This is a genomic window from Micromonospora sp. CNZ297 (assembly GCF_007827625.1).
Genome location: NZ_VISU01000006.1, coordinates 269,028 through 281,687, shown reverse-complemented (window position 1 = coordinate 281,687; position 12,660 = coordinate 269,028). Strand labels below are relative to the sequence as shown.

Genomic DNA, 12,660 nt, shown 5'->3' with positions numbered 1-12,660 from the left:
AGGGCCCGAACGCCTCGGAACCACCCCACCGATGCCACCACCACGGGCCGGACGCCGCCGGTGAGGGCGGCGCGACCCACGGAACGGTCAGGCCTGAGGCGCAGGGGTGACAGGACTTGAACCTGCAGCCTGCGGTTTTGGAGACCGCTGCTCTGCCAATTGAGCTACACCCCTGTGCGGCAACTCACCTCCACCCGGACACGCTGTGCCGAGCGGGGGTCACTTGCCCCACGGCGGACCAGTGTACGGGTAGTCGTGCGACTTTCCCAACCGGTCTGCCTCTCGCGCGTCGGGCGAACCCTCAGCGCGTCGTGCGGATCAGTGCCCGAGCCTGCGACAGCACCTTCTCGCCCTGGCAGGTGGCGGTGATGTCGAGCCTGGTCAGGCCCTCTTCGGTGACCTCCTTGACCACCGCTGACACCTCGATCTCGGTGCCCTCGTCGGTGTCCGGGACGACCACCGGGCGGGTGAACCGGACGCCGAAGTCGACCACCGCGTCCGGCGCGCCGGCCCAGCCGGCCACCGCCCGGCCGACCAGCGCCATGGTGAACATGCCGTGGGCGATGACGCCCGGCAGCCCGACGCCGGTGGCGGTGCGGTCGCTCCAGTGGATCGGGTTGAAGTCGCCCGAGGCGCCCGCGTAGCGGACCAGGTCCGCGCGGGTCACCCGGTACGTCTGGGTGGGCAGCTCCATGTCCTCAGGCCTCCCCGCGTACGACGATCTTGGACCACACGGCGACCACCGGCTCACCGTCCACCGTGCTCACGTCCGTGCGGGTGGTCAGGAAGCCGTGCCCGCCCCGGGTGGTGACCTCCTCGATGGTGTTCACGCACACCAGCTCGTCCCCGGCCACCACCGGCCGGGTGTACGCGAACCGCTGGTCGCCGTGCACCACACGGCTGTAGTCGACGCCGAGCGCCGGGTCCTCGACGATCTGCCGGCTGGCCGACATGGTGACGACCACGGGGAACGTCGGCGGCGCCACCACGTCGGGGTGGCCGAGCTCCCGGGCCGCCTCCGGGTCGTGGTGGACCGGGTCGGTGGCGCCGACGGCGGTGGCGAACTCGCGGATCTTTTCTCGGCCCACCTGGTAGGGGGCGGTCGGCGGGTACGTCCGGCCGACGAAGGACGGGTCCAGGGACATGCCGCCGAACCTACACGGAAAACACGAACGCCGATCCGCCCGGTCGGGCGGCCCGGAGGCCACCCGTCAGGTGGATCGGCGTTCGAGAAGCTGCTGCGGTGCCGGCTTGTGCCGGCCGCGGTCAGCGGGTCTCGCGGTGGACGGTGTGCTTGCCGTCCCGGGGGCAGAACTTCTTCAGCTCGATGCGGTCCGGGTCGTTACGGCGGTTCTTGCGCGTGATGTAGTTGCGCTCCTTGCACTCCACACACGCCAAAGTGATCTTCGGCCGGACATCGGTCGCCTTCGCCACGGCGGAGTGCCTTCCTCGCTCACGGATATCAACTACGGCGTGTCAGCCGTACGCGCTGACGACGCGGACATGCAAAGTGGGCGCCTGTGGCGCCCATCCCACCGGCCACCGGGCTGGGCCCGGAGGACGAGAGTAGCGGTGGCCGGACTTGAACCGGCGACACAGCGATTATGAGCCGCTTGCTCTGCCATCTGAGCTACACCGCCGTGGCGGGTCCAGCCGGACCCTCTGAGCCCCCTTACGGAATCGAACCGTAGACCTTCTCCTTACCATGGAGACGCTCTGCCGACTGAGCTAAGGGGGCCTGCCCGATCACCCCGGGGGGTGTCGCGCAGGGGAAACAGTACACGACCGCGTCGCGCAGGTGAAATCGGATCCCCCGAGTGCGTGTCCGCCCTGGTCAGGGCACCACTCGCAGGCGCGGCAGCTCCCCCGCGACCACCGTCTCCGGGTCGACCTGGGCGCCGAACCAGGCCTCCAGCCGCTCGTACGGCAGAGGGCGGCTGAACAGGAATCCCTGGCCGATCTCACAGCCGATGTCCTGGAGCAGCTCCAGCGTCAGCTCGCTCTCCACGCCCTCGGCCACCACCGCGAGGCCGAACTGCTGCGACAGCGTCACCACCGCGTTGACGATCGCCAGGTCGCCCGGATCGGTCGCCATGCCCTGCACGAACGACCGGTCCACCTTCACCTCGTGCACCGGCAGCCGGCGCAGTTGCGCCAGCGACGAGTTACCCGTGCCGAAGTCGTCCACCGAGAGGCGGACACCGAGGTCACGAAGGCTGCGCAGGGTGGGTATGGGACGTTCGGTGCCGTCCAGGACACCGGCCTCGGTGACCTCCAGCGTCAGCCGCTGCGGCGGTACCCCGTACTCGGCCAGCAGGTCGCGTACCAGCGCCGGGAAGTGCTGGTCGGTGAGCGTACGCGCGGCGAGGTTGACCGCGACGGACAGCGGCTGTTCGCCGTGGCTCCAGTCGCGGCTGCGCCGCAGGCTCTCCCGGAGCACGAACTCGGTGAGCCGGCCGAGCTGGCCGGTGTGCTCGGCCACCGCCACGAAGTCGTCCGGGGCGACACTGCCGTGCGCCGGGTGCTCCCACCGGGCCAGGCACTCCACGCCCACCAGGCGGCGGTCCCGCAACGTGACCTTGGGCTGGAAGTAGACCTCCAGCTCGCCCTCGTCCAGCGCGCGTTGCAGGTCGCCGGCGAGGCCGAGCCGGCGCAGCGACCGCGACTCCAGCGCCGGGCTGTAGAGCTGCACGCTGCCCGGTACCGACTTGGCCGCGGTGGCGGCCAGGTCGACGCGTTGCAGCAGCGCCACCGCGTCGCTGCCGTGGTCCGGGTGCACGGCCACCCCGACGACCGTGTCCACGTCCAGGGTGAGCGCGTCGAAGACCATCTCGTCGCGGATCTGCTCCCGCAGCTGGGCCGCCAGTTCCAGGGCCGCCTCGGTGCTCTCCAGCCGCAGCGTCACCAGGAACTCGTCACCGCCGGCCCGGCCGACGAGCGCCGAGGAGGGCGCGCAGGAGCGCAGCCGCTCGGCCACCTCCATGAGCACCTTGTCGCCGGCGGCGTGACCCAGCGACTCGTTCACCTGGCGGAGCCGGTCCACGTCGAAGAGCAGCAGCGCCACCACCTCACCCGGGGCGCGGATCTTGACCGCCTCCGCCACCGACGAGGTGAGGCGCCGCCGGTTGGGCAGGCCGGTGAGTGCGTCGTGGTCGGCGTCGTGCCGCAGCCGGTCGACCAGGCGGGAGTTCTCCAGCGCCACAGCGGCGTGCGCGGCGACCGTCTCGAAGACGGGGATGTCGCCGGGGGCGAAGTGGCCGATGTCGCTGAGCCGGTTGGTCACCTCCAGCGTGCCGATCACAGCCTGGCCGGAGCGCAGCGGCACCACGATGGCGTCCTTGACCCGCTCCTCCCCCGCGGCCTGCCGCAACGCCGGATCGCCGCCGAGCCAGCGGCCGATCGAGAGGGTACGACCCTTCTTGTGCACCTGCTGGCGCAGGCTCGCCGGGGTGGGCGCCAGGTCCAGCAGGCCGGGGGTGTCCACCCGGGCGGTGAGCAGCACCTCGGGATGCCGGCCCTGGGCGGGCAGCCAGAGCGTCGCGTACTCGGCCTGCATCAGCGCGCGTACCCGGTCGAGGAGGATGTCGGCGAGTGACCGCTCGGTGCCGGAGGCGAGAAGGCGGGTGAGCTCGTACATCCCGGCCAGCGTGCGGTGCTGGCGGAAGAACTGGGAGTAGGAGCGGTAGACCAGGACCAGGCCGCTGAAGAGGGCGGCGAGCAGCAGCGCCGACCACCACGTCGTCTTCAGGGCGATCAGGACGAGCAGGCCGATCGCCACGTTGATGGCGGCGGTGAGCAGAGCGGTCGGCATGCTGCGCAGCGCGTCCCGCCCGGCCTGCCAGCCCTGGAGCAGCACGTGCACGCCGACCACGCTCACGAGGCTGACCAGCGTGACCACGCAGACGGCGAGGAACAGCGAGCCCCAGGTCCCCGGCCCGACACCGCGCAGCGGCGGCAGCGCCAGGAGTACGAGGCTGGCCAGCGAGGTGGCGGCGGCGGCCTTGGCGACGTTGAACCAGAGCTTCGCCGCGCCGAAGCGGTGCGAGGCACTCCAGATCAGCACCGAGAGCGTGTAGATCAGTACGACACTCAAGGGCGGCAGGAAGTAGAGCGCCACGATCAGTGGCACCTCGGTGAGCGTCACGCCCACCGACTGGCGCCGGACGTAGACGTTCAGCACCGCGAAGCTGATCCCCGCCATGACGACGAAGAACACGAAGGCGAGCGGCCACTTGCCGAACGGGTGGTCCGCCACCAGGGCGATGCAGGTGCTGAAGACCACCGCCAGCAGCGCCAGAGGGGCGGTGACGAGCCAGGCACGTTCCGTTGACCTACGAGGTCGGCCCTGGCTTGCCATGCCCCTCCTACCCGAGACGTCGTCCGCCGGCCGGCGGACGACTCGATGATTCAGCGCGGGGCGTCCATCGTCCAGACGATGTCGGCGAGTTGCGCGCTACTGGTGCCGGGGAGGATGCCGAAGGCGCCTGCGATGGCGGCGAGCACGAGGAGCGAGCCAAGCAGCCGGCCCAGCGTTCGACCAGACATGATTGCTCCTGTCGGGAGATTGCCACAGGGATGGTGAAGGTTTCCCGATCGTGCCACAAGCCTGAGGGGCAGAAAAGCGGAGAGGACCCGCCCAGCCCGAGTAGCTGTCAGGTTCCGCCGTTCGGCCCGGCCACCCACGACACGCAGCCAGGTCATGGGGGTGAAGGGACGTCAGCCGCTTCGTCCATTGCGGATTCCCACCTTCACCCACGAAGGGGATCAAGTCACGCGAAACCCCACACCACCAACCCTGGGTCGCCCGGCCGGCTCGACCTGGCCGATCCGCCCGGTGGACCACCACCGGACCCGCGGGCATTGACCACCATACCTGCCCCTGTCATGAACACCAGAGGATGATTCCCTCATTCACGCCGGAACCGTTCAGTGGGCTCACCAGGGGCGTCCAGCGCCTTCGGCGTACGTCACCTGAGCATGTCCGCCACGCCGGTGTCCGGATCGACCGCCACGCTGAGCTTGCAGTGTCCCCCGGCTCGGGTCTCGCCACGGGGGACGAAGTCGACGACCAGCAGGCGCTCGGTTCCGCGGAGTCCTCGCACCTGCGCTTCGTACGGCTCGGAGAGCTGCCAGTCGTCGATCTGGAACCCGCCTCGGGGCTTGCCGGCGCGCATCCGTCTGGTGAACTCGGCGGTCGCCAGCACCCGAACCTCGTCCTGATCCACGACCCAGTATCGATCTACCGGCCCGTCCGCCGGAGGACGCGGCCCGGCGGACCGGTCGCGCGGCTACTGGCCGAAGGTGTACCGCAGATTCGCGTTGATCAGCTCGTTCAGTCGCCTACGCAGATGCCCGAGCAGCGAGGGGTCGGGAAGAGGCTCGGCGAGCAGCAGCGTCCACCGAAGCAGGGTGCCTTGATGCCCGTCGGACGCGAGATCGAAGCGCACCTGCGCGTCGGGTCGCTTCGACCACAGCGATGACCAGACGACCAGGTTCGGGCGTTCGCGGCGCAGGATCTGCGGTCGCTGTTCGTCGTCGAGCAACCGAAGCCACGGGCGTGCCGGGTCGCGGTCGGGCTCGGTCAGCGCCTCGAAGACGACGGCGGGCGGAGGCGCTTGACCGCGCATGCGACTGCCCGCTTCGATCATGGCTCAGCTTAACGGCGCAAGCCGACAGGGCTGACGAGCAAAGTACGACCTGAACGAGAATGGCCCCGGAGCGCGTTTCGCAGCTCACGGGGCCGTTCTTGCACCTGGTAGCGGGTAGAGGATTCGAACCTCTGTAGCTTTCGCGACGGATTTACAGGGTGTCAACGATCTTGCACGCCTCAACCTCGTTGAGCTGCTGTTTCTCTTCCCCATGCAACGATTGGTTGACCAACTGCCCACCATGTGCCCACGACGGGAGACAGCTCGGCGGTCGCACGACTGTGGCCGCGGGCAGGGCACCGGTTGCTAGCTATTGGGCCGGAGGCGGCGATATGTCCGTTGGGCAGTCCTTGGCGTGGTGGGAGTACTGGGCGCCGTTACGGTCAGACCAGTACACCTCGAAGCGGATGCAGGTGGTCACCGTGGCGCCCTTGGAAAACACGCTGTCAGATGACGTGCGGGTAAGAGCAACATCGACCCAGCCGACCACCGGCCCCGGCTCGGCCATGCCTGAGCTGCTCCAGGAGTCCAACACCTGCCCGTTTGACTTCGCGAGATGCTCGCGCAAGTAGCGCACGGATCCGTTGCCGAGTTCAGTGCGACTGATCGCGGCGACCTCGGCGTCGCGGGTATAAGCCTCGGCGTCCCGCAGCGCCATGTCCTTAGCCTCCTGTCGACCTTGCTCGGTTGAGTCAGCGCAGCCGACGAGGGTGAGCAGGGCGGCAGCCAGTGCCAAACCTCGGCGGCAGCGTCGGGCGGCCGGGCGATCGTGCGATCGGGCCCCGTGTTGGCTCATGACGGCGAGGGTATCGGCGCACAGCAATGTCGTGTTGATGGCGTAGCCCTGGAGCAATGAGATTCGCCGGGTGTGACGGGTCATCCGAGCGCATCGCTGATCTTGTCGTTCATGGTGTCGTCTCCGCCGTCGATGCAGTTGGCGTAGACGCGGAGCAGGACGGCGACGTCGTGACCCAAGCGCCGGGCGACCTCGGTCGGCGGGACGCCGGCATTCAGCCAGAGCGAGGCCGCCGCGTGCCGGAGGTCGTAGGGCCGGCGACACCTCACCGCGGACCCCTCAGCCGATCGCCACACGCACGGACTCTGCCACGTCGGCCCAGCCACCAACCCAGCGTTCGCAGCCCCCAGAAGAGCCCTCAGCGGCAAGATCGACCTGCCCACCATCTGCCCACAACGAGTCGTAGACGGCTGGACTCAGCCGGACTCCCCCAGACGTACGAGAACGGCCCCCGATCAGCATCTCTGCTGGTCAGGGGCCGCATCTGCACCTGGTGGCGGGTAGAGGATTCGAACCTCTGAAGCTTTCGCGACGGATTTACAGTCCGCTCCCATTGGCCGCTCGGGCAACCCGCCAGGGCACACCGCCGCGTCGCAACGCGGCAGCGGAAGCAAGGATAGCGGTTGCCCCCGGCACTGCCGCAACCGGGTACCGTCAGGAGGTCCCACGCTGGTCAGCGCGGGACGGACCAGGACAGACCGCCGGACAGCAGGAGCATGAGCATGGCAGCGAACCCGTCGTTCGACATCGTGAGCAAGGTCGACCGGCAGGAGGTCGACAACGCCGTCCGCCAGTCGGAGAAGGAGCTCTCGACGCGGTTCGACTTCCGCGGCACCGGCGCGGAGATCTCCTGGTCGGGCGAGGAGGCGATCAGCCTCCAGGCGGAGACCGAGGAGCGGGTCCGGGCCGCGCTGGACGTCTTCAAGGAGAAGCTGGTCAAGCGGAACATCTCGCTGAAGTCGCTCGACGCCGGCGAGCCCCGTCAGTCGGGCAAGATTTTCAAGATCGACGCCAAGGTGGTGCAGGGCATCGACTCGGACAAGGCCAAGGCGATCAGCAAGAAGATCCGCGACGAGGGCCCGAAGGGCGTGCAGGCGCAGATCCAGGGCGACCAGCTCCGCGTCACCGGCAAGAAGAAGGACGATCTCCAGACCGTCATCGCCCTGCTCAAGGGCGAGGACTTCGGTCTGGCGCTCCAGTTCACCAACTACCGGTAGGCACGACGATCGAGTCGCGTGGCAGGTGACCGGCATGGTCACCTGCCACGGTGCGGGATCAGGCATCCGCAGTGGCCGGAACGCGCGGCCTGCATCTCGGCCGCGAACAGCTGCGGTTCCTTCTGCCGTCAGGCGACTTCCTTGGGGTACGGGCCGGTCGTGAGGTCGGCTGGGAGCCATGACCCCCGCGATGCTCCTCCCCTATCGCCCGGTGCTCGGTCAACCGGTACTGCGTCGGCTGCTGCCCGGTCTCGCGACATCCGCTCTCGGTGACGGGCTCGCCCTGGTCGCGGTGACGTGGCTGGCTCTGCAACTCGCCCCCGCCGGGCAACGCGGCACGTGGACCGCATTCGCGGTGGCCGCGTACACGCTGCCGGGCGCCGCCGGCACGCTGTTGCTCGGGCGGTGGCTGGGTGCACGGAGCGGGGCTCAGCTCGCCGGCTGGGACGCGACGGTGCGGGCCGCCGCGTTGGGGGCGATCCCCGTCGCCCACCTCGCCGGGGTGCTGGACGTCGGTCTCTACGTTGCCCTGCTGGCGGTGTCCTCGCTGCTGCACCCGTGGGGGTCGGCCGGTCGGTTCACGCTCGTGGCCGAGCTGCTGCCGCAGCGGCACCACCTGGCCGCGAACGCGCTTCTCGGCGTGTTCGGCCAGGCCGCGACGATCGTCGGACCGCCGCTGGCCGGCCTGCTCATCGCCTGGGTCGGCGCGGTGTGGGTGATCGCCGTCGACGCCGCCAGCTTCGCCGTGCTGGCCGTCAGCTACCGCCTGGTCGTCCGCGATCGCGAAGCCGCGGCCGTCAGTGAGCGAGACACCGCCGCCGTCCGTGACCGAGAAGCCGCAGCCGTCCGTGACGGAGACACCGCGACCGTCCACGACCGGGACACCAACGGTCGGTACCGGAACGCCCCGGCCGGGGCGGGGCCGTCGCGTACGTCGGGGTTCCGGATCATCGGGCGGGACCGGTCGCTTCTCGGACTGCTGGCGCTGACCTTCGCGTTCTTCTTCCTCTTCGGGCCGTTCTACGTCGCCATGCCGGTGCACGTCACCGACGACCTGCACGCCTCCGCCGGAACGCTCGCGGCCTACTACACCGCGTTCGGCGTCGGCTCCCTGCTCGGCGGGCTGCTCACGGGTCACCTGCGCGGACGGCCGCTGCGGACCACGCTCGCCGGCATCGTGGTGCTGTTCGGCGCCGCGCTGATGCCGCTCGGCCTGGGCGCGCCGGTCGTCCTGTCGCTGCCCGCGTTCGCGCTCGCCGGCCTGGTCTGGGCGCCCTACCAGCCGACCGCGACGGCGTTGTTCCAGCGCCGTTCCGGCACCGTGGACCTCCCCCGCGTGCTGGCGGCCAACGGGGCGGTCACGGTGCTTGCGGTGCCGCTGGGCACCATGCTCGGCGGTCCGGCGACGGCACTGCTCGGGGCACGCCCCACGCTCCTGGCGTGCGCGGTGACGATCCTCGCGCTGGGTCTGGTCGCCGCGGTGTCCGCCGCGCGCCCCGGAGCGCAGAACACAGAGCGAACCGGGCCGGCGGGCCCGCACGACCGGCCCGACCGGGTGAAGGCGCCGGATCGGGTACGACCCGGAGCGTCCTGATCCGGGTGCAACCGCCGGAGCCGCATCGGGGTGTCGAGTGGTGAGAGCGGACACGGGAGGTGGGCATGGACGGCCCCGAGGACTTCGACGCCTTTTACACGGCGACCGCGCGGCGGGTCGTGCACCACGTCTACGCCCTCTGCGGCGACCTGGCCGAGGCCCAGGACGTGACGCAGGAGGCGTACGCGCGGGCCTGGCAGCGCTGGTCGACAGTCGGGGCGTACGAGGATCCGGAGGGCTGGGTCCGGACGGTGGCCTGGCGCCTGACGGCCAACCGGTGGCGCGGCCTGCGGCGCTGGTTCGCCGCGCGGGCCCGGCTGGGCCGGGAGACTCCGGCGCCCGGGCCCAACCCGGACCGGGTGGCGTTGCTGGCGGCGTTACGGCGACTGCCCGACGCGCAACGGCTGGTCGTCGTCCTGCACCACCTCCACGACCTGCCGGTGGCGGAGATCGCCCGGACCACCGGCATGCCGGAGGGGACTGTCAAGTCGTACCTGTCCCGGGGTCGTGCCGCGCTCGCCGTTCTACTGACCGACGACAAGGAGGAAGTCGATGTCGGCACGCATTGGTGAGGCTCTGCGTGAGTTGGAGCAGGACATGACCGGGCTGCGGCTCAGCCCGGCGGCCGAGGTGCGCGCACGGGGGCGTGCCAGGAGCCGGCGCCGGGCCGCGGTTCTGGCGGGGGTGGCCGCTGTGACGGTCACCGGCGGTGCCGCGACCATGGCGGCACTGTCCGGACCGGCGACGCCGATGCCGGCCGGCGGCGGCGCGGCCACCCCGTCCGCCGCGGCGTCGGCCGCGTGTCAGGCCGACCCTCCGGTACGGCTGGACGTCGTCTTCCGGCCGGGCGCCGGCACGCCGCAGATCGGGGAGGTCGACTACCGGATCGGGCAGGCGCGCGGGGACACCGGGCTGCGCTGCGGTGGCAGGACGGTCGCGGCCCGGCCGGACGGCGACGGCCGGGTCGTCCTGTCGGTGCTGCTCGCGCAGGGTGAGGACCCGGCGCCGATCCGGGCCGCGGTGGAGAAGCTGCCCGGGGTGGAGCGGGTGGTGACCGCCGGCGGGTGAGCGGTCAGGCGGCGAGCGTCTGCTCGGCGCGTACCGCTGTGGCCTCGGCCCGGGCGATCGGGCCGCCGGGCAGCGCGGCGACCGCGGCTCCGACGGCGACCGCCACCCCGGCGAAGACGAACGCCCAGGAGACGCCGCCGGCGTGGTCGATGATCAGGCCCGCGATCGAGCCGCCGGCGGCGCTCGCCGCCACCGACATGGTCACCACCCAGGTGTACGCCTCGTTCAGCATGCCGGCCGGGGTGATCCGCCCGACGAGCGTGTTCTCCAGGGTGAGCGCGGGGGCGATGGCCGCGCCGCCGAGCACCAGCGCGACGCCGAGCGCGGCCGGGCCGGGCATCACCGCGAAGACGGCGAAGCTGGCCGCGACGGTGCCGAGCAGCCAGGCGAACTGGCGGGTCATGTTGGCGGCGGGCTTGCGTACGCCGAACCAGAAACCGCCGATGGCGCTGCCGATGCCCCAGACGGCGAGCAGCACGCCGGCAAGGCTCTCCGGGTCGTCGGCGCCGGAGTTCCCGGCGAAGGCCGGGACGATGACGCCGGAGGCGCCGAACGCGATGCCGAGGCTCGCCACGCAGAGCAGCAGCGCGGGGAAGCCGCCGAGCCGCAGCGGGCCGAGGCCCCTTGCGTGGTGCTCGCGGGGGTGCGGGCGCCAGCCGCGCATGACCCGTCCGAGCGCGACGGTGCCGGTGCCGATCAGGGTTACCACCGCGGCGCCGACGAGCGCGGCGGAGGCGTCGGCGAGCAGCACGAAGCCGGCTACCAGCAGCGGCCCGATCACGAACACGACCTCGAAGAGGGTGGTCTCGGCGGCGAGCGCGGTGTTGCGCAGGTGCGCCCGGCCGGTGGCGGGGGCGGTGAGGTCGTTCCAGGCGCCCCGGATCGCGGCGGTGAGCGGCGGGTACGTGGCTCCGGCGACGCCCGAGGCCAGGTAGATCAGCCCGAGGTTGCCGCTGTCGGAGCGGGTGGCGACGAGCAGCCCGATCAGGGCGAGCGGGTGGGTGACCGCGGTGAGCAGCAGGACGGGGGTGGGTCCGACCCGGTCGGCGATCCGGCCGGCGACCGGGCTGAGCGCGGCGCCGGAGAGCGCGTAGATGCCGCCGGCGACGGCGGCCAGGGAGTACCGGCCGGTGACCTGCTCGACGACGAGCAGCAGCGCCAGCGGGGTCATGCCGATCCCGAGCCGGCCGATGATGCCGAGGATCAGCAGCATCGGCGCGCCGGGGATCCGCCAGACGCCCTGGTACTGGCGCAGTGCGGCCACAGTCGACCTCCAGGAGGGTAATGAGCGGGAGACGTTTCGACCCTAACGGCGTGACCTGACCGGGGGAAACGCATTGTGCCCGGACACACCACCGCGCCCGCGTCGTGGGACGCGGGCGCGGTGGGGAGTACGGCGGGTCAGCGCTGGAACTGCACCGGCCCGGAGTTGCGGGCCATCTGCTCCAGGCGGGCCACCCGCTGCTCCATCGGCGGGTGGGTGGCGAACATCGCGGCGATGCCGCCGCCCCGCTTGAACGGGTTGTCGATCATCAGGTGGGCGGTGCTGGCGAGCTGGCCCTGGGGCGCCAGCGGGCGCGCCTGCGTACCCATGTGGATCTTTCGGAGGGCGCTGGCCAGGGCCAGCGGGTCGCGGCTCAGCTCGGCGCCGGACTGGTCGGCCTGGAACTCCCGGCTCCGGCTGATCGCGAGCTGGATCACCGTGGCGGCGATCGGGCCGAGGATCAGCGTGAGCAGCAGCACGGCCGGGTTCGGGGCGTCCTCGTCGTCCGAGGAGCCCAGCGGGATGAACCAGGCCAGGTTGGCCAGCATGGTGATGATGCCGGCCAGGCCGGCAGCCACGCTGGAGATCAGGATGTCCCGGTTGTAGACGTGGGACAGCTCGTGGCCGATCACGCCACGCAGCTCCCGGTAGTCCAGGATCTCCACGATGCCCTGGGTGACGCAGACCGCCGCGTTCTCCGGGTTACGACCGGTGGCGAACGCGTTGGGCTGCGACGTCGGGCTCACGTAGAGCCGCGGCATCGGCTTGCCGGCCTGCGTGGAGAGCTCCCGCACCATCTGGTACAGCTCGGGGAACTGTGCCTCGCTGACCGGTTGCGCCTTCATCGAGCGCAGTGCGAGCTTGTCGGAGTAGAAGTAGGTGACGCCGTTCATCAGCAACGAGACGACGACGGCGATGACGAGACCGCCGCTACCGCCGAACCAGTAGCCGATCGCGAGGATCAGCGAGGTCAACAGGCCGAGCAGCGCTGCGGTCTTGAGACGGTTGTGATGCACGATCTCTCCTTCGGTGCACGGGCCCTTGCGGGAGGCCCGCTGACCGGTTCAACACAC

15 protein-coding genes and 4 tRNA genes are annotated in these 12,660 nt (G+C 70.9%); 4 read left to right on the top strand and 15 right to left on the bottom strand.

From position 1 onward, the window contains the following. Nucleotides 1-101: 101 nt before the first annotated feature. The 13 genes from FB454_RS14360 to FB454_RS14305 form a co-directional block, all read right to left on the bottom strand. Nucleotides 102-174, bottom strand: a tRNA-Trp gene (locus tag FB454_RS14360). Between the two features lie 127 nt (nt 175-301). Then, the gene (locus FB454_RS14355) at nt 302-694 is read right to left on the bottom strand and encodes a MaoC family dehydratase (RefSeq protein WP_030269317.1); all 393 of its coding nucleotides are present in this window, start codon (nt 692-694) and stop codon (nt 302-304) included. Between the two features lie 4 nt (nt 695-698). Continuing rightward, entirely contained in the window at nt 699-1,145 is a 447-nt protein-coding gene (locus FB454_RS14350) for an FAS1-like dehydratase domain-containing protein (RefSeq protein WP_145823055.1), read from the bottom strand. Between the two features lie 121 nt (nt 1,146-1,266). Then, complete coding sequence (gene rpmG, locus FB454_RS14345; RefSeq protein ID WP_013288652.1) at nt 1,267-1,434, bottom strand: 50S ribosomal protein L33; 168 nt, start codon at nt 1,432-1,434, stop codon at nt 1,267-1,269. 133 nt (nt 1,435-1,567) lie between these two features. Next, a tRNA-Met gene (locus FB454_RS14340) sits at nt 1,568-1,640 on the bottom strand. A 25-nt stretch (nt 1,641-1,665) separates the two neighbouring features. After that, nucleotides 1,666-1,738 (bottom strand) — tRNA-Thr (locus FB454_RS14335). Nucleotides 1,739-1,834: 96 nt separating this feature from the next. Further along, nucleotides 1,835-4,357 carry a putative bifunctional diguanylate cyclase/phosphodiesterase gene (locus FB454_RS14330; RefSeq protein ID WP_013288653.1) on the bottom strand — a complete coding sequence of 841 codons (2,523 nt, stop codon included), beginning with the start codon at nt 4,355-4,357 and terminating at the stop codon, nt 1,835-1,837. 50 nt (nt 4,358-4,407) lie between these two features. Beyond that, the gene (locus FB454_RS34865) at nt 4,408-4,545 is read right to left on the bottom strand and encodes a hypothetical protein (RefSeq protein ID WP_013288654.1); all 138 of its coding nucleotides are present in this window, start codon (nt 4,543-4,545) and stop codon (nt 4,408-4,410) included. A gap of 422 nt (nt 4,546-4,967) precedes the next feature. Continuing rightward, a complete protein-coding gene (locus FB454_RS14325) occupies nt 4,968-5,225 on the bottom strand; it encodes a hypothetical protein (protein ID WP_235437432.1) in 258 nt (85 codons plus the stop codon). Nucleotides 5,226-5,288: 63 nt separating this feature from the next. Next, nucleotides 5,289-5,648, bottom strand: a complete 360-nt coding sequence (locus FB454_RS14320) for a hypothetical protein (protein ID WP_013288656.1) — start codon at nt 5,646-5,648, stop codon at nt 5,289-5,291. A gap of 310 nt (nt 5,649-5,958) precedes the next feature. Continuing rightward, nucleotides 5,959-6,528, bottom strand: coding sequence for a hypothetical protein (locus FB454_RS14315; RefSeq protein WP_145823054.1), 570 nt, complete (start codon nt 6,526-6,528; stop codon nt 5,959-5,961). Next, nucleotides 6,525-6,713: a site-specific integrase gene (locus tag FB454_RS14310; RefSeq protein WP_486485417.1), complete on the bottom strand. Its 189-nt coding sequence runs from the start codon at nt 6,711-6,713 to the stop codon at nt 6,525-6,527. Before FB454_RS14310 ends, FB454_RS14315 begins: the two co-directional genes overlap by 4 nt. A gap of 222 nt (nt 6,714-6,935) precedes the next feature. After that, nucleotides 6,936-7,019, bottom strand: a tRNA-Tyr gene (locus tag FB454_RS14305). Nucleotides 7,020-7,166: 147 nt separating this feature from the next. Here FB454_RS14305 and FB454_RS14300 point away from each other — a divergent pair. The 4 genes from FB454_RS14300 to FB454_RS14285 all read left to right on the top strand — a co-directional run bounded on the left by FB454_RS14300 (nt 7,167) and on the right by FB454_RS14285 (nt 10,323). Next, nucleotides 7,167-7,661, top strand: coding sequence for a YajQ family cyclic di-GMP-binding protein (locus FB454_RS14300; protein WP_013288657.1), 495 nt, complete (start codon nt 7,167-7,169; stop codon nt 7,659-7,661). A gap of 178 nt (nt 7,662-7,839) precedes the next feature. Further along, on the top strand, nt 7,840-9,255 hold the full coding sequence (locus FB454_RS14295; RefSeq protein WP_047894110.1) for an MFS transporter: 1,416 nt from the start codon (nt 7,840-7,842) through the stop codon (nt 9,253-9,255). 65 nt (nt 9,256-9,320) lie between these two features. Next, nucleotides 9,321-9,827, top strand: coding sequence for a SigE family RNA polymerase sigma factor (locus FB454_RS14290; protein ID WP_013473722.1), 507 nt, complete (start codon nt 9,321-9,323; stop codon nt 9,825-9,827). Continuing rightward, nucleotides 9,808-10,323 (top strand): hypothetical protein, encoded by a 516-nt coding sequence (locus tag FB454_RS14285; protein WP_145753933.1) that lies wholly within the window; start codon nt 9,808-9,810, stop codon nt 10,321-10,323. Before FB454_RS14290 ends, FB454_RS14285 begins: the two co-directional genes overlap by 20 nt. A gap of 4 nt (nt 10,324-10,327) precedes the next feature. Here the strand turns inward: FB454_RS14285 and FB454_RS14280 are convergent, their stop codons facing one another. Together FB454_RS14280 and htpX are read right to left on the bottom strand one after the other, a co-directional pair. Then, nucleotides 10,328-11,587: an MFS transporter gene (locus FB454_RS14280; RefSeq protein ID WP_013288661.1), complete on the bottom strand. Its 1,260-nt coding sequence runs from the start codon at nt 11,585-11,587 to the stop codon at nt 10,328-10,330. 137 nt (nt 11,588-11,724) lie between these two features. Then, nucleotides 11,725-12,603 (bottom strand): zinc metalloprotease HtpX, encoded by an 879-nt coding sequence (gene htpX / locus FB454_RS14275; RefSeq protein WP_030269305.1) that lies wholly within the window; start codon nt 12,601-12,603, stop codon nt 11,725-11,727. Nucleotides 12,604-12,660: the final 57 nt, after the last annotated feature.